Annotated in this window: 19 protein-coding genes; 11 read left to right on the forward strand and 8 right to left on the reverse strand. The window is 39.5% G+C overall.

Annotated features, from left to right (window positions below; genetic code table 11):
* Window positions 1-79: 79 nt before the first annotated feature.
* A complete protein-coding gene (locus DO88_RS14085) occupies window positions 80-889 on the forward strand; it encodes a TIGR02285 family protein (RefSeq protein WP_007375428.1) in 810 nt (269 codons plus the stop codon).
* A gap of 67 nt (window positions 890-956) precedes the next feature.
* Here the strand turns inward: DO88_RS14085 and DO88_RS14080 are convergent, their stop codons facing one another.
* From DO88_RS14080 to rnm, 5 genes are all read right to left on the reverse strand, one after another.
* A complete protein-coding gene (locus DO88_RS14080; RefSeq protein WP_008138356.1) occupies window positions 957-1,532 on the reverse strand; it encodes a YceI family protein in 576 nt (191 codons plus the stop codon).
* A gap of 1 nt (window position 1,533) precedes the next feature.
* Window positions 1,534-2,085 carry a cytochrome b gene (locus DO88_RS14075; protein ID WP_002961572.1) on the reverse strand — a complete coding sequence of 184 codons (552 nt, stop codon included), beginning with the start codon at window positions 2,083-2,085 and terminating at the stop codon, window positions 1,534-1,536.
* Window positions 2,086-2,230: 145 nt separating this feature from the next.
* Complete coding sequence (locus DO88_RS14070) at window positions 2,231-3,067, reverse strand: segregation and condensation protein A (RefSeq protein ID WP_007375431.1); 837 nt, start codon at window positions 3,065-3,067, stop codon at window positions 2,231-2,233.
* Between the two features lie 6 nt (window positions 3,068-3,073).
* On the reverse strand, window positions 3,074-3,694 hold the full coding sequence (locus DO88_RS14065; RefSeq protein ID WP_007375432.1) for an L-threonylcarbamoyladenylate synthase: 621 nt from the start codon (window positions 3,692-3,694) through the stop codon (window positions 3,074-3,076).
* A complete protein-coding gene (gene rnm, locus DO88_RS14060) occupies window positions 3,691-4,545 on the reverse strand; it encodes an RNase RNM (protein ID WP_007375433.1) in 855 nt (284 codons plus the stop codon). Before rnm ends, DO88_RS14065 begins: the two co-directional genes overlap by 4 nt.
* A 464-nt stretch (window positions 4,546-5,009) precedes the next feature.
* Between rnm and DO88_RS14055 the strand changes: the two genes are divergently transcribed.
* Genes DO88_RS14055 through trpA form a run of 6 tightly spaced genes read left to right on the forward strand, consistent with a single transcriptional unit; the run spans window position 5,010 to window position 11,598 of the window.
* A complete protein-coding gene (locus tag DO88_RS14055) occupies window positions 5,010-6,578 on the forward strand; it encodes an anthranilate synthase component 1 (RefSeq protein ID WP_007375434.1) in 1,569 nt (522 codons plus the stop codon).
* Between the two features lies 1 nt (window position 6,579).
* Window positions 6,580-7,182 carry an aminodeoxychorismate/anthranilate synthase component II gene (locus DO88_RS14050; protein ID WP_033038305.1) on the forward strand — a complete coding sequence of 201 codons (603 nt, stop codon included), beginning with the start codon at window positions 6,580-6,582 and terminating at the stop codon, window positions 7,180-7,182.
* Window positions 7,183-7,193: 11 nt separating this feature from the next.
* Window positions 7,194-8,231 carry an anthranilate phosphoribosyltransferase gene (gene trpD, locus DO88_RS14045; protein ID WP_033038307.1) on the forward strand — a complete coding sequence of 346 codons (1,038 nt, stop codon included), beginning with the start codon at window positions 7,194-7,196 and terminating at the stop codon, window positions 8,229-8,231.
* The gene (trpCF, locus tag DO88_RS14040; RefSeq protein WP_002961581.1) at window positions 8,224-9,588 is read left to right on the forward strand and encodes a bifunctional indole-3-glycerol-phosphate synthase TrpC/phosphoribosylanthranilate isomerase TrpF; all 1,365 of its coding nucleotides are present in this window, start codon (window positions 8,224-8,226) and stop codon (window positions 9,586-9,588) included. The genes trpD and trpCF overlap by 8 nt, the downstream gene beginning before the upstream one ends.
* Before the next feature lie 7 nt (window positions 9,589-9,595).
* The gene (gene trpB, locus DO88_RS14035) at window positions 9,596-10,780 is read left to right on the forward strand and encodes a tryptophan synthase subunit beta (protein WP_002961582.1); all 1,185 of its coding nucleotides are present in this window, start codon (window positions 9,596-9,598) and stop codon (window positions 10,778-10,780) included.
* A complete protein-coding gene (gene trpA / locus DO88_RS14030; protein ID WP_033038309.1) occupies window positions 10,777-11,598 on the forward strand; it encodes a tryptophan synthase subunit alpha in 822 nt (273 codons plus the stop codon). Before trpB ends, trpA begins: the two co-directional genes overlap by 4 nt.
* Window positions 11,599-11,662: 64 nt before the next feature.
* Here trpA and DO88_RS14025 read toward each other — a convergent pair whose 3' ends face one another.
* Together DO88_RS14025 and DO88_RS14020 are read right to left on the reverse strand one after the other, a co-directional pair.
* A complete protein-coding gene (locus DO88_RS14025) occupies window positions 11,663-12,241 on the reverse strand; it encodes a type 1 glutamine amidotransferase domain-containing protein (protein ID WP_033038310.1) in 579 nt (192 codons plus the stop codon).
* Window positions 12,242-12,622: 381 nt separating this feature from the next.
* Window positions 12,623-12,892 (reverse strand): HU family DNA-binding protein, encoded by a 270-nt coding sequence (locus DO88_RS14020; protein ID WP_002961590.1) that lies wholly within the window; start codon window positions 12,890-12,892, stop codon window positions 12,623-12,625.
* A 191-nt stretch (window positions 12,893-13,083) separates the two neighbouring features.
* On the opposite strand from DO88_RS14020, the gene DO88_RS14015 reads away from it, so the two are divergent.
* On the forward strand, window positions 13,084-13,659 hold the full coding sequence (locus tag DO88_RS14015; RefSeq protein ID WP_033038311.1) for an inner membrane-spanning protein YciB: 576 nt from the start codon (window positions 13,084-13,086) through the stop codon (window positions 13,657-13,659).
* A 65-nt stretch (window positions 13,660-13,724) separates the two neighbouring features.
* Window positions 13,725-14,366, forward strand: a complete 642-nt coding sequence (locus DO88_RS14010) for a CPBP family intramembrane glutamic endopeptidase (protein WP_033038312.1) — start codon at window positions 13,725-13,727, stop codon at window positions 14,364-14,366.
* A gap of 69 nt (window positions 14,367-14,435) precedes the next feature.
* On the opposite strand, the gene DO88_RS14005 is transcribed toward DO88_RS14010, so the two are convergent.
* On the reverse strand, window positions 14,436-15,860 hold the full coding sequence (locus tag DO88_RS14005) for a sodium-dependent transporter (protein WP_007375444.1): 1,425 nt from the start codon (window positions 15,858-15,860) through the stop codon (window positions 14,436-14,438).
* Between the two features lie 189 nt (window positions 15,861-16,049).
* On the opposite strand from DO88_RS14005, the gene DO88_RS14000 reads away from it, so the two are divergent.
* Together DO88_RS14000 and DO88_RS13995 are read left to right on the forward strand one after the other, a co-directional pair.
* Window positions 16,050-16,352 (forward strand): YciI family protein, encoded by a 303-nt coding sequence (locus DO88_RS14000; RefSeq protein ID WP_033022975.1) that lies wholly within the window; start codon window positions 16,050-16,052, stop codon window positions 16,350-16,352.
* A 148-nt stretch (window positions 16,353-16,500) separates the two neighbouring features.
* Window positions 16,501-16,764: a PepSY domain-containing protein gene (locus DO88_RS13995; RefSeq protein WP_007375446.1), complete on the forward strand. Its 264-nt coding sequence runs from the start codon at window positions 16,501-16,503 to the stop codon at window positions 16,762-16,764.

Below are 16,764 nucleotides of genomic sequence, written 5' to 3' on the forward strand. Positions count from 1 at the left end.
CCCTTTAATGGTTACAATAGTTTTACAATAATAATTATTGGCAACTGCTGTAATGCTCCGTTTATGTATACTTTTTTTAATGTTTTGTTTTTTAAGCCCTGTAAGTAATGCTAAAACCATTAATTGGTTAACGCACGACTTTGCACCGTACTACATTTTAAATGGCCAATATCAACACCAAGGCCGCGATGAAAGCATTATATCCCTACTTGAAAAACAACTACCCGCTATTACCTTTAATCAAATTATCATCCCTTCGGGAAAAGTAATCCAAGAGCTATCAAATACGTCCAATAATACTTGCGCATTATCTCTTTATAAAAATGATTACCGAAAAAAGCATATTTACTTTACAGACGAAAGCTCAACTACAGGCCTATCACCTTCTGTTGCTATGCATAGCAAGCTTGCAGACGCACTTGAATTGCCTGATGCGACTGAAGTGTCATTATTAGATTTAATACGTGATAAAAAGCTAACACTCGGCATATCAATGAGTCGTTCTTATGGAAAAGAGATAGATTCGGTTATAAACACAACTCCCGATATAGATTTAGTAATAAGACCTACTCGCGACAGCTTAGCGAGCCTTACTTATATGCTTAATTTAAAACGGATTGATATTTTATTGGGTTACCCAAGCGAACATTATTATTTAGCTAAATTAATGAATTTTGATAAAAATTTAACACAACGACCGTTAACCGAATCCCCTGCGTTAAGTTATGGCTTTATTGGTTGCACTAAAAATGAGCAAGGTGCAAAAGATATAGCAATGCTTAATGAGCAGCTCAAAGTAATAAAAAAAACACCAGCTTATAATGATGTGCTAATGCGCTGGTTGCCAGAGCATTTAAGGCCTTTATTGCAAGAGCGTATAGAAAAATAAGTATTTATAGAAAAAAGCGCCATTAAAAATGACGCTGTTTATTGTTTATAATTAAGTATTTTATATATTACTGACGAATACCTTCAATAAATAAACCTATATCTACATGGGTAGAGGCTGGCCCTAAATTGTAATCAATACCGTAGTCGGTAAGCTTAAGGCTTGTTTCACCTTCAAAGCCTACACGGTAACCACCCCATGGATCTTTACCTTCACCCACTTTATCAATTTCAAAAGTAATGGTTTTGGTTACACCATGCAGCGTAAAATCACCTGTTACTTGACCTGAATCGTCTTCAAATTTAATACTGGTGCTTTTAAACGTCGCTGTTGGGTATTTATCAACATTTAAAAACTCTTTACCACGAAGGTGTTTATCGCGCTCGGCATGATTAGAATCAAGGCTTGTTGTATCTATATTAACCATAATTTGCGACGCATTAGGGTTTTTAGCATCGTAGTTAAATTTACCATCAAAGGTATTAAAACGGCCATGTAACCAGCTGTAACCTAAATGTTTAATTTTAAAGTTTACAAATGCATGAGCACCCTTTGTGTCAATTACGTAGTCGGCTGCATTAGCAGTTGTTACCGATAACATCATTGCAGCCGAAACGGCTGTGCTTACTAATAATTTTTTCATTTTAATCATCCTTTAATGGTTTGATCATTCTAATTAAGGTTTTATCTTTATCGATAAAGTGATGTTTTAACGCCCCTAGTGCATGCAATACTGCAAACCCGATTAATGTGCACGCGCCGTAATAATGTACTTTTCCTGCAATATCGGCTTGGTCATCAAAGGCAAAATCAAGCGCTGATACATTAAATAAAGTAAATACTTCTATTGGACGCCCGTCTGCGGTTGATATTAAATACCCTGCAACAACAATAACAGCCAAAATAATATACATAGCAATATGCGCAGTATGTGCTAATTGGTTCATGCCTTTACTTTCACCTAATGGTTTAGGTTGTGTAGATAAAGCACGCCATAAAATTCTAAATAAGAATACGGCCACAAGCGTAATACCAATGCTTTTATGTAAATCGAGCGAGCCTTTATACCAGCTATCGTAATAAGTAAGCTCAACCATATATAAACCTAAACCAAACAGGCCAAAAATAGTCAACGCCATGAGCCAATGTAAAATAATGGCGACAAGTCCGTAAGATGAAGGTGTATTTTTAAACATGTGTAACGTCCTATAATGCTATGACGTTACAATATAGTGCATAGCCTTAAATGAAAATAACATTTACAAACACTTTACGTGCGTATACGCACAGAACTTTGATAATTAAAGTCAGTTTTAGAAGTTGAGGATTAAACAGATAAGTTTATAGAGTGGATTGCTCGCTCAAGCTGACATAAATTAAGCTCTCTGGGCTTACTTGCAAACAAGTAACAAGTCCTTCTTTAATGAGTTCAAGCATGGCTATAAAACTAACTACCACACCACTACGCCCTTCATCAGGCGTAAAAAGCGCATTAAACACCACTGCTGAATTTGCTTTCGATAGCTGTTGTAATATTTGGCTCATTCTCTCTCGGGTTGAGAGTACTTCGGCAGTAATTTGATGATGTTCAAACGTTTTTGCTCGCGCCATTACATCACTCAGCGCCAGCATTAAGTCTTTAAGTTCAATATCGGGGAGGTTTTGACTTGTGTCTTCATTTATTGGCATAGCGGCATGCGCTATAAAAATATCACGCCCAACACGGGGGATATCATCGAGGTTTTCGGCGGCTTTTTTAAATAACTCATATTCTTGTAGACGTTTAATAAGCTCAGCGCGAGGGTCTTCTTCCTCTTCAAGCTCTTCGTGTACAGGAAGTAATAAGCGCGACTTAATTTGTGCAAGTAACGCGGCCATAACTAAATATTCACCGGCAAGTTCGAGTTGAAACTCGGTCATCATTTCAACGTAACTTACATACTGCTCTGTAATACTAAAAATAGAAAGGTCGAGCACATCAAGCTTATGCTTTTTAATTAAATAAAGCAGTAAATCGAGCGGGCCTTCAAAGGTTTCTAATATTATTTCGAGCGCACCGGGCGGAATATATAAGTCTTCTGGTTTATCTACAACCGCTTTACCATGCAAAAAAGCCAGTGGCAGCTTTTGCTGCACTGGCTTTTCACTACTTTTTGTATCAGCAGTATTTTCGCTCACTTGTTATTACTCAAACGGGCTTGTATCACCACAGCCAACACGTAATATTTGAACTTCATCTTCTGACAAATCGATTACTGTGGTTGCTTGCTCTGGCAAGTAACCACCGTGAATAATTAAATCAACGTGCTTATCTAATCGCTCTAATATTTCATCAGGATCTGATTCTGTAAATTGTTGCCCTGGTAAAATTAAAGAACACGACATTAGCGGCTCGCCAAGTTCGGCAAGTAACGCACAAGCAATTGGGTGTTCAATTACACGCATGCCAATGGTTTTTTTCTTGTCGTTTAATAAACGCTTAGGGACTTCTTTTGTGCCTTTAAAAATAAAGGTATAAGGCCCTGGCGTATTATTTTTAATTAATCTAAATAGCTGGTTATCTACACGAGCATAAGTAGATAGCTCCGATAAATCACGGCAAACTAGCGTAAAATTATCGTTTTTTTCAATACCACGAATACGCTCTATGCGCTCTTTGGCTTGCTTATTACCAATGTTACAGCCAATGGCATAGCCCGAATCTGTTGGGTAAACAACAACACCGCCTTGCTTAATAATATCAACGGCTTGACTAATCAATCTTGGTTGCGGGTTATCAGGATGAATATGGAATAATTGACTCATGTTAATGCCCCTTCTTGTCCTTCCCAAACTTGCCAAACACCTTGGCAGTCTTTCGGTAAGTATAAATTTTTGCCAAGCTCTAAATAGCTTGTCGGAAAATGAAAATCAGACCCTTGCGAGCAAAGTAGTTCGTACTCACGGCTGAGTTCACCTAAAAATTGACGTTCGCTTGGCGCCTGTTGAGGTTGTGCAACTTCCATTGCGTCTCCTCCTACACTTTTAAATTCTACTAATAATTTGCGTAGCCACTTGTTTGACATTTGATAGCTACTTGGGTGCGCAAGTACAGCAACACCACCAGCGGCATGTATTGCTTCAATAGCGGTTTGCATAGTGCACCAGCAACTTGGCACGTAGCCTGTTTTACCACGCCCTAAGTACTTTTTAAAAACACCCGGGAAATTTTTAGCTACACCGCGCTCAATAAGGGCGCGTGCAAAATGTGCGCGCGTAATTTGCGCATCCTTTGCCAGCTCTTTAGCTTGCTCGTAAATGCCATCAAATCCATTTTTTGCAAGGCGTGCGCCAATTTCTAGCGCACGCTCTTCTCGCTTTTGCTGCTGAGCTGATAATAAAGAGGTAAGGTCAATATTATTAATATCAATATTTAAACCTACAATATGAATTTCGAAGCTTTCCCATTTGGTAGACACTTCGGTACCCGTTATTAATGAAAGCGGTAAGTTTTCTGCTTTAATAAATTGCTGAGCAGGCTTAATAGCTGCCACAGTGTCATGATCGGTAATAGCAAACACATCAATATTTTTATCAACAGCGCGATGCAATAATTCTTCAACCGTTAAACGCCCGTCTGAATGTGTGGTATGGCTATGTAAATCATATTTTATCAAAAGAAAACTGCTTAAAATTAAGGGTTACTGGTGTTTATGTAAGTATAACAACTTTTTTGACTAAATTGTTTTAAATAAACACTTGACACAAAAGCATAAGATACGTTTTACTGTAGCCACTTTCAGACACATTAAGAATTAACAATAATGATCAATTCAAACTTAAACACTATTTGGTGGTGGCACTCGTAATTTTCGGGTGATGAATTGTCGTGTCTAACAAAAATTCAAAACCCGCAACTATGCGGGTTTTTTTATAACTAAATTTTACGAAACATATACGTTAAAAATATTTAATAAATTTTGAGGCAGAAAAACATGAATAACGGTCTTACTCTTACACATCGTTGGTGGTGGCGCCTGATATAGCGGGACGGTAATGATCTGTTTGTAATTTAGATATCGTTATTCAAACCCCGCATTGCAAAAGCATTGCGGGGTTTAATTTTTTGAGGGAATGAGGTTTGATTTTTAGTCATATAACTACCACACCAGGCGAAGTAACAAGCATTACGCAAGTACGCGACTATATTAGTAGCCCTCTTGCATTATACGCGGCACTTGATAAGCCTAACTCACTACTGCTTGAATCGGCTGAGATTGATTCTAAAGACAGTGTAAAAAGCTTAATTTTAGTCGACTGTGCACTGCGCATCGTATGCCAAGGTAAAACAGTCACTATTAATGCTCAATCTAATAATGGGCAACAACTACTTAGCTACTTGCAGGCAAATGTTAAAAGCTGTGATGCCACTTTAGACGGCGAAACACTTACCCTTTGTTATTTAGACACTAGCGGCGATACTGACGAAGCGAGCAAGCTCGTTGCTGATAACGCATTTAGCGCACTACGTACGTGTATCAACAGTATTAAAAGCACAACTAACAATCCATTTTCGGTATTTTTAGGCGGCGTATTTGCTTACGATATGGTGGCAAACTTTGAGCAATTAAGTGATGTACCTGATGGTGAAAATACCTGCCCAGATTACGTATTTTACTTAGCCGAAACCTTAGTTGTTATTGATCATCAAAAGCAAACAACTGAGCTCATTGGTAATGTATTTAATGGCCCAGACGTACACGCTAACTGCTTTGAAGTAGGTAAAGAGTTAGAACGATTAAATACACTTTGCGATAACGCAGCAGAATTTAGTGCGGATATGCAAAGTGGCGAATGTGAGGTAAGCGTTGATATAGACGATGACACTTACTGCGAGCAAGTGGTTAAGCTTAAAAAGAACATTGTAGATGGTGATATTTTTCAGGTAGTGCCGTCGCGTACATTTTCACTACCTTGCCCTGATTCTTTACATGCGTATAGCCAGCTTAAAAAGCAAAACCCAAGCCCTTATATGTTTTATATGCGCGATGAAGACTTTGCATTATTTGGCGCGTCTCCTGAGTCGGCCCTTAAGTACGACGTAAGTAATCAGCAAGTAGAAGTTTACCCAATTGCTGGTACTCGAGCGCGCGGCAAATTTACTAACGGGCAAATAAACCCAGACCTAGACAGCCGCATTGAGTTGGAACTAAGAAACGATCAAAAAGAGCGCGCCGAGCATTTAATGCTTGTTGATTTAGCACGTAACGACGTAGCCCGCATCAGTGTTGCAGGTACGCGTTTTGCCAAAGAGTTATTAAAAGTAGACCGCTATTCACAGGTAATGCATTTAGTATCACGCGTTGTTGGCACATTAAAACCAGAACTTGATGCACTACACGCTTACCAAGCGTGTATGAACATGGGCACCCTTGTTGGTGCACCAAAAGTACGTGCTGCTGAGCTTGTACGTCAAACAGAAGGGAAACGCCGTGGCAGTTATGGCGGCGCTGTTGGTTACTTAACCGGTGATGGCGCAATGGATAGCTGTATTGTTATTCGCTCTGCTTTTGTTAAAAATAACATAGCCTACGTGCAAGCAGGTGCAGGTGTAGTGTTTGACTCAGATCCTATTTCAGAAGCAAACGAAACTCGCGCTAAAGCACAAGCGGTTATCACCGCCATAAAATCTACGTATAAGGCGGTATAAAATGAGTAAAACGAATCCTATTAAAATCTATTTTTTAGATAACTTTGACTCATTTACATATAACCTTGTTGATGAGCTTACGATGCTTGGCTGCGAACTGGTTGTTTATAGAAACAACATTAGCGCTGAGGTTATTTTTAATAAAATGCGCCAAGAGCAAGGCCAAGTGCTATTAGTACTTTCGCCTGGACCTGGCACACCAAGCGATGCAGGCTGCTTAATGGAGCTTATTGAGCTCTCTAAAGGCCACTTCCCAATGCTAGGCATTTGTTTAGGCCAACAAGCATTAACACAAAGTTACGGTGGAGTAATCGGTCACGCGGGTGAAACCGTACATGGTAAGTCTTCAATTATTAATTTAGGCGAACATCCTGTATTTGATGGTATGGGCAATACAATGCCTGTAGCACGTTACCATTCATTAATGGCAACAAAAGTGCCTGATAAAATAAAGGTTATTGCCCAGTATGAAGATATCCCTATGGCTATTTATCATCATGATGACAATGCATTGGGTTATCAGTTTCATCCAGAATCAATACTGACGCCAAACGGCGCAATGCTACTTCAGCAAAGTGTCGCTTACTTAACACGCGCCAAATAAAAGAGGACATTATGAGTACACAACCAGAACAACCCATAAATGTTCAACACGCGATTGAACAACTAATTACAGGGCAATCATTAAGCTACGCAGACGCCAAAGCACTGTTTGATGAAATAATGCAAGGTAACATGAGCGAGATTGAGCTAACCGCCCTACTAATAAGCCTTAAAATTAAAGGCGAAGTAAGCGATGAAATAGCAGGTGCTGCAGCCTCAATGCGCGAAAACGCTGTTGCTTTTACTACCAGCAGTACACAACTTGCTGATAGCTGTGGCACTGGCGGCGATGGCTCAAACACAATTAATATAAGCACAACAGCAGCCATAGTTGCCGCTGCTGCCGGCATTAACATGGTAAAACATGGTAATCGCAGTGTATCGAGTAATTCAGGCTCTGCCGACTTACTAAAAGCGCTGGGCATTAATATAGATATGAGCCCAGAGCAGGCAGCAAAATGCCTTGAGCAAACCAATTTTACCTTTTTGTTTGCACCGCACTATCACAGTGGCGTACGCCATGCGATGGGCGTGCGTACAGCGCTTAAAACACGCACTATTTTTAATATTTTAGGCCCGCTTGCTAACCCAGCAGCACCTGATGTGCAATTGTTAGGTGTGTACAACGAGGCGTTATGTATGCCAATGGCACAAACACTTAAAACCCTTGGCACAAAGCGCGCTATGATTGTTCACGGCTCGGGCACTGACGAAATAGCTCTACACGGTCCAACAACGGTAGTTGAGCTGAATAATGGCGAGCTTACACAGTACACGCTAAACCCAAGCGACTTTGACCTTGCAAACTATTCACTTGAACAACTCGCTGGTGAAGGCCCACAATACAACGCAAATGCTAGCCTTGCCATCTTACAAGGCAAAGGCACAGATGCACATAATGCTGCCATTGTGGTTAACGTAGCTGCCCTTTTATACCTAACAGGTCAAGCAGAAACGTTAAAAGAAGGGGCAAAGCAAGTACAAACATTATTAAGTTCAGGGCAAGCCATGAACACACTAAATGCAATTATTGAGGTAAGTAATGGCTAATGTATTAGACAAAATTGTTGCTGATAAAAAATTAGAACTCATTGAGCGTAAAGCCGCACGCCCGCTTGAAAGCTTTAAGCACCTTGCAGTGCCTACAAGCCGTAGCTTTTACAAAGCATTAGCCGCCCCAGGTACACAGTTTATTTTAGAATGTAAAAAAGCATCGCCTTCAAAAGGGCTAATTAGAGAGCCATTTGATTTAACCGAAATCACATCTGTTTATAAAAAATACGCCACCTGCATGAGCGTTTTAACTGATGCTAAATATTTTCAAGGCAGTTTTGACTACCTCGAATTTGTGCGCAGCCAAGTAGAACAACCGCTTATCTGTAAAGACTTTTTTATAGATGAGTACCAAGTATATATGGCGCGTATTTATGGCGGTGACGCTATATTACTGATGCTTTCAGTACTCGATGACGAAAGCTATAAAGCACTGCACGCTGTTGCCGATTCTCTGAATATGTCGGTATTAACCGAAGTAAGTAATGAAGAAGAAGTACACCGTGCACTTGCGCTTGATGCACAAATTATTGGTATTAATAACCGTGATTTACGGGATTTAAGCACCGATTTAGCCACTACCGAAAAGCTACGAAAACTGATTCCGGCAGATAAAGTGGTTATTTCGGAGTCGGGTATTTACACCCATCAAGACGTAAAACGTTTAGCCCCATTATGTGATGGCTTTTTAATTGGCAGCTCACTTATGGGCGAACGTGATTTAGAGCAAGCATGTCGCCGTGTTATTTTAGGTGACAATAAAGTATGTGGTTTAACACGTACCAAAGATGCACAAGCGGCATATCAAAACGGTGCTATTTACGGTGGTTTAATTTTTCATCCTAAATCGCCGCGGTATGTTGATTTAGATTGCGCAAAAGAGCTTAGCCAAAGTGCCCCGCTTAATTTTGTGGGGGTGTTTGTAGATGCCCCAATTGATCAAGTTGCTCAATACGCAAGTGTGCTAAAATTGGCGGCAGTTCAATTACATGGTCAAGAAAGTGACGATTACATCGCTCAGTTGCGTACACAGTTACCTACCGGCTGTGAGATTTGGAAAGCCCAAGCAATAAAAGATGCATTGCCAACGCCTGTAAATGGCGTTGACCGACACCTTTACGATACACACAGCGATACACAAGCTGGCGGTACAGGTAAAGCATTTGATTGGTCGGTCCTTCATGATGCAACTACACCCTTTATGCTCGCTGGAGGCTTAAATCCAGACAATATTAAAGATGCGCTTTTTAAAGGTGCCTTAGGCCTTGATTTAAACTCAGGCGTTGAAGAATCTGCGGGTAAAAAGTGCCCTAACAAATTACATAATGCTTTTACAAGCATCAGAAATTATTGAGGTTAAAATGCAAAATCCAGCTTATTTTGGCGAGTTTGGCGGTATGTTTGTACCCGAGTTACTTGTCCCTGCGCTTAAGCAGTTAGAAAACGAATTTAACAAAGCACAAAAAGATCCTGAGTTTCAGGCTGAGCTAAGTAAATTATTAAACGAGTATGCGGGTCGTCCTACCCCACTTACTTTAACGCGCAATTTAGTTAAAAACCCAAAAGTAAAACTGTATCTAAAGCGTGAAGACTTATTACACGGCGGCGCACATAAAACCAACCAAGTACTTGGCCAAGCGTTACTTACTAAGCGCATGGGTAAAAAACAAGTGATTGCTGAAACAGGTGCCGGTCAACACGGCGTTGCAACAGCGCTTGCATGTGCATTACTGGGTTTAAAATGTCGAATTTATATGGGCGCAAAAGACGTTGAACGTCAGCAACCAAACGTATTTAGAATGAAGTTAATGGGCGCAGAGGTTATTCCGGTAACAGCGGGTTCTGGCACATTAAAAGATGCAGTAAATGAAGCCCTGCGTGACTGGTCAGCAAATTATCAAGACGCGCATTACCTACTAGGCACAGCAGCTGGTCCTCACCCATTCCCAACAATTGTACGTGAGTATCAAAAAGTTATTGGTGAAGAAGCTAAACAACAAGTACTTAAAGCCGAAGGTCGTTTACCTGACGCTGTAATTGCCTGTGTTGGTGGTGGTTCAAACGCAATTGGTATGTTCACTGACTTTATTGACGAGCCAGGCGTTAAATTAATTGGTGTTGAGCCTGCAGGGAAAGGGCTTGATACAAATGAGCACGGTGCAACAATTTGTAAAGGCACTAAAGGTATATTACACGGTACTTACACGTACATTATGCAAAACGACGATGGCCAAATTGAAGAGTCTTACTCTGTATCAGCGGGTCTTGATTACCCTGCGGTTGGTCCTCAGCACGCATTTTTACACGAAACCGGTCGAGCGCAATACGTGGGTATCACAGATACAGAAGCGCTTGATGCGTTTCAATCACTTGCTAAAAACGAAGGGATCATTCCGGCGCTTGAATCAAGCCATGCGCTTGCTTATGCACTTAAGTACGCAGAAGAGCAAACCGAGGAAAGCGTTTTAGTTATTAATTTAAGTGGTCGTGGCGATAAAGATTTAGCACACGTTCACAATGTACTATCTGAAAGAGGTCAGCTATGAGCCAAGTAAAAACGGATCGTTACGGCAAAATGTTTGCAGCGCTTAACGAGAAAAAACAAGGTGCGTTTGTACCATTTGTAACAATTGGCGACCCAGGTAAAGAGCAAAGTGTTGCGATTATTAAAAGCTTAATTGATGGCGGCGCAGATGCACTTGAGCTTGGTATTCCGTTTTCTGATCCGATTGCGGATGGCCCTGTAATTCAAAAAGCTAATATTCGCGCACTTGATGTGCACATTAACACGCAAGATTGTTTTGATGTTATTAAAGAGATACGCGAGTATAACGCCGATATTCCAATTGGATTATTGCTTTACTCAAACCTTGTTTTTAAGCGCGGCATAGAAGCATTTTACAAAGATGCAAAAGCGGTAGGTGTAGATTCTATTTTAGTGGCTGACGTGCCTTTGCATGAATCTAAAATATTCAGAAAATCGGCAATGGATAACGGTGTAGACCCAATTTTTATTGCAACACCTAATGCAGATGATGACACACTTCGCCAATGCGCCTCTTACGGTCGTGGTTATACGTATTTACTATCGCGCGCTGGTGTTACCGGTACCGATGCTAAAGCACAAATGCCAGCGGGTAATATTGTCACTAAATTAAAAGAATACCATGCAGCTCCTGCTCTTTTAGGGTTTGGTATTTCAACACCAGATGATGTAAAAGCCGCACTTAACGCAGGCGCAGCAGGTGCTATTTCAGGCTCTGCTGTAGTTAAAATTATTGAAGCTAACCTTAACGATTTAGACGCAATGACAACGCAGTTAAAAGCATTTGTTAGTGAAATGAAAGCCGCAACCGCATTATAAAAAGTGTAAATTTACGCATTAAAAAAGGGCAATTAAATGCCCTTTTTTGTTTTTTAAAAGCAAATTAGTGAGCTTGGTGTTTACCCTCTAAAATCTCTTCAATAAATTTAGCATTAAATGCTTCTAAATCAGCTGGGCTTCGACTTGTTACCAAACCTTGGTCTACACATACTTCTTGGTCGACCCAATTAGCACCTGCATTAATTAAATCGCTTTTAATACTAGGAAAAGAAGTAATCGTACGGTCGCGCAATTTATTAATTTCAGCTAATAACCACGGTGCGTGGCAAATTGCAGCAACGGGTTTGTTTTTTTCTGCACCAAAAAATCCATCAATAAATGCTTTAGCATCTTTATCTTGGCGTAAACTATCTGGATTAAATAAACCACCAGGAAGCATAAGCGCGTCGTAATCAGCAGGATCCGCGTTTGTAACTAGTTTATCTACTGTTACTTTATCGCCCCACTTGTCTTCATCCCAGCCAGTAATTTGACCTTCTTTAATTGATACTATTTCGATGTTCGCACCAGCATCAAATAATGCGCTGCGTGGAGATAAAAGCTCACTTTGCTCAAATCCATCAGTGGCTAAAATTGCGATTTTTTTGCCTTGTAAACGTGTGCTTGTTTGTAATGTACTCATTGAGATCTCCTTATTTTCTTAAAAGGTATATTTAAAATACACAATCAAAAAAGCACGATGCGTGCCGATAACAAGCAATTGAAAATAAAGGATTTAATTTAAGTAGGATTTATAATCCATGTAAATTATTTAGAGATTATGAATAATGTACATAAGTGCGACTTTATTTCCAGCCCATGTAATTTAACACCACCAAAAGCGAGGTATAAAACCTCACCTACAGCATATTTCCCCATTGGTGCGTTTACTTCGCGCTCATGTAATTTAAAGCCATTAAACGCGACGTGTAATCCTGACCTACAGTATATACCCGTAGGTGCGAATTTACTTCGCGCTCATGTAGCTTATCTATCAATACGAGGTTTAAAACCTTAAATAAATTTAAAGCAGATCTTTTAACGCCTTAGCTGGTTTAAAAACCGCTTTATTTGCGCCTTCTATTTCAATTGCAGCCCCTGTTTGTGGGTTACGCCCAGTACGCGCTGGGTAATAACTTAGCGCAAAGGTACCAAAGCCATTAATTTGAACTTGATCGCCCTCAGAAAGCGATTTAGTAATGACTTTTTGCAAGCTTGAAAGTGCCGCTTGAGAATCTTTTTTTGTTAATTCACTTTTTTGTGCAATGGCAGCAACGAGTTCTGCTTTATTCATTTTAGGCTCCTAAATACACGCCAAATCAGTGTTGGTTAAGCGTGGGAATATGATGATATGAAAAATACCAAACCAAATTGGTAATAAAGCCACGCAGGCTAAGGGTTACAGGGCAACAAGTCAACCTTGTAGTTGCTAAGCTTTATGTGGTAAAAAGCCTTTGACTCTTTTCTGTATAATTTAGGTAGTATATGCACGCATTAATTGAATACATTCCACTCATACTGTTTTTTGCAGTGTTTAAACTCGTCGATATTTATTGGGCTACCGGTTTATTAATGGCCACTACGCTTATTCAAGTTGCTTATAGCTACTTTAAACATGGCAATGTGCCTACTCGTCATTGGATATTTTTTGGCATTGCTGCCGTGTTTGGTACGCTAACGCTGGTACTTCATGATGAGCAATACATTAAATGGAAAGCAACACTCATATATGCAGGTTTGAGTTTAACGTTACTTGTTAGCCGTTATGTACTTAACAAAAACCTCGTTAAAAAAGCGCTTAGCTCAATCCTCGAAAATGCTAATGATACAAAGCAAGCCATTGTTGTCCCAGAACCATTATGGGATAAGCTTAATTTAATGTGGGTTGTAATTACTGCTGGCATCGCAGCACTAAACATTTATATTGCGTATAATTTTTCGCTCGACTTTTGGGTTAACTTTAAAGTATTTGGTTTAATGGGTATTACCTTTGTAAGTATTTTTGCCACTATTATTGCCTTGTACAAATACCTCCCTGATGAAGAAGAACCTGCAAAGTAAGCCCCTCGTCATAAAAGTGTCGTCTTAGCTTGTTAGCTTATTAAAAAAAGCAAGTTGAGACGACCTTGAACGCTAATCAATACCGCTGGTTTGAATTTACCCTCATTTTTATATTGCTGCCCTTGTTGGGTTTTGGATTACGCGAGCATTTAGCTAATTGGCTTATCCCTGCGCTTATTATACTTATGAGTGTGTGTTGTATGTTGCTACTAGGCGATCCTCATTTTAAACGGTTTAGACTCACAAGCCTTGGGCAATTTTCTGCTGTTAAAAGGCGTTTGTTTAGCTTCTTTTTTTTAGGTGCGCTGTTCTCAGGCATGTTTTACGGGATTATTCATCAAGGCAACTGGTTTACCCTTCCCCGTAACTCGTTTAATGATTGGCTTTTACTGTTGGTGCTCTACCCAATACTGTCGGTTATTCCTCAAGAATTAATATTCAGAACGTATTTTTTTCATCGTTATAAACGCATCATACCAAAAAAAGCAGTGCGTATTGTAGTCAGTGCGAGTGTATTTGCGCTGGCGCATATTGTGTATGCAAATTGGATTGCAGTAGCCTTAGCCTTTTTGGGCGGTTTACTGTTTGCGTATACCTACGCACAAAGCCGCTCAACGGTTGTGTGTGTTATTGAACACAGCTTATGGGGGCTATGGATGTTTACACTCGGGATTGGCAGCTACCTCGACTCAGGCGCATTTAATTAAAGTAACCTTTATTTAAATTTACATACAAAAAAGCCGCAACAAGTACGGCTTATATAATTGGGTCTGTATTTAAAAGCCAAATATTTTTAGAGCAAAAAACTTAGTCGCGACTGTATTTATAAATATTACCGCTAAAATAATTGGAATAAACGTTGAAAGTGAAAAATTAACGTATTTTTCCATTAAGCTACCAGCATAATTAGGCGAGCCTAAGCTTAGCTCTTGTGTTAAACGTGCTTTTTTCCAGCGGTACATTACAAACAAACACACCATTAAGCCATTAAGCGGTAAAATTGTGTCGTAGAATACATCAACAATAATATCGAAAAAGCTCTTATTTACACCGCCATAACTGGTAAACGAGGTAAGGCTGTCAATCATACCAAACGACATAGTACATAAAATAGTTAGCACGCCAGTTGTAAGTGTTAAAATACCCAATGCTTTTTTACGGCTAATTCCTTTGCGGTCGCTTAATGTGGCTGTCGGTACTTCAACAATAGATACCAATGACGTAATTGCAGCAAAAAATACCAACAAGAAAAACGAGAATGCTACAATTGATGCGCCTACGTATCCGATATCATTTTGCAGTGCTAATAATATTTTCGGCAAATACACAAAAATCATCGACACTGACGAGTCAGAAAGTGCTGATGGGTCTGTGTTTGGATCAAAACTAAATATAGCCGGTAACACCATAAGGCCTGCGACAAAGGCGACTAACGAGTCTGTAATTGCTACCATTTTTGCACTACTTACAATGTCATCTTTTTTAGATATATACGACGCGTAAGTCATTAATATACCCATACCTAACGACAACGAGAAAAATGCTTGGCTTAGCGCCCCATTAAGTACGCTTGCACTCATTTTAGAAAAATCAGGGATAATATAATATTTAACACCTGCCATTGCATTATCAAGTGTTAATACATAGATAACTAAAGCAAGAAGCATGACTAGAAGTGCTGGCATCAGAAATTTAGCGGCTTTTTCTATGCCTTGCTTAACACCCCCTAATAAAATTAAGTTAACAATAATTACCACTACCGCCATGTAACCAAAAACAGTGTAGCTATTAATAAAAACACCAAAATGGCTAGGTTCAGCAAGTAAATCTAAATTCCCCAAACCAGTTTGCATTAAGTAGCCGAAAATCCACACTGTAATTACCATGTAAAACACTGCAATCATAAATGGCGTAAGCACAGCTAAAAACCCTGCAAACTTCCACTTTTTGTCATTGTTTGCCAACAACTTGTACGAGCCGAGTGGATCTTTTTGAGCATTACGGCCCATTGCCATTTCAGCCATCATGACAGGTAAGCAAATGAATACGACAAATAAAGCATAAATTAATAAAAATGCGCCACCACCATTTTTGGTAGCAGAAACAGGAAAACCAACTAAATTACCAATACCCACAGCAGAACCTGCTGCCGCTAGTATGAATCCGAGACGGGAACTAAATCGCTCTCTGTTATCGCTCATGCATAAAACCTTTTTATTATTTTGTATATTTCAGCGACTCTACCAGTGTTACACAGATATTTTCAAGCAAATACAGTGTAAAAATAAAATCGAAGTGTAAACCTGCCTAAATACGCTTTTAATTCACCAATTTTCAACGCTGTGATAGTATTGCGTTAATCAAATTTAACAATTTTTATGAGATTTCTTATGTTGTACATGATTCACTCAACAGATGTTGAAAACAGCTTAGAGCTTAGAAAAGCAGCACGCCCAGCACACTTGGAACGTCTTAATGAGCTTGATTCACAAAATCGCTTATTTACTGCAGGTCCTTTTCCAGCAGTTGACAGTGAAGATCCTCAAGAGGCTGGTTTTACCGGTTCACTCGTTGTGGCTGAGTTTGATTCAATAGAAGCCGCGCGTGAATGGGCTGCGGCTGATCCGTATGTTGCCGCAGGCGTATATGAAAATACTGTTGTTAAACCATTTAAAAAAGTTTTCCCTGCTTAACTATAAATAATCGCTTATTAACATAGTTCAGGGTTTGTTCACGGGTTTTTAATTAAAATTGTTAAAGTAAAAGCTAATTTAGTGTTTTTACTTGAATTTTAGTAACTTAGTTAATTAAACTAAGTGTGTTTGGTCTAGGGGTTCTATCATGCGCATATTATTAAGTCTTACTTTTATTGCTTGTACTAGCTTTGCTAGCTTTTCTCAAGTAAATACAACAGCCACAAATCCAACGGCTAAAGCTGAAGTAAGCAAAAAGAAGGCTGTAATACTCGCAAAAAAAACCATTAACGGTAAAACGCTTAAGATTTCTGAACAAACTGACTTTTATACAGTGCGAATACTCAAATCTGACGGCCATGTCGTCGATTTACATATAAATAAAAAAACTGGCGAAGTAAAAAAGGATTAA

Source organism: Pseudoalteromonas sp. S3431, assembly GCF_000690035.1.
Lineage (GTDB): Bacteria > Pseudomonadota > Gammaproteobacteria > Enterobacterales > Alteromonadaceae > Pseudoalteromonas > Pseudoalteromonas fuliginea.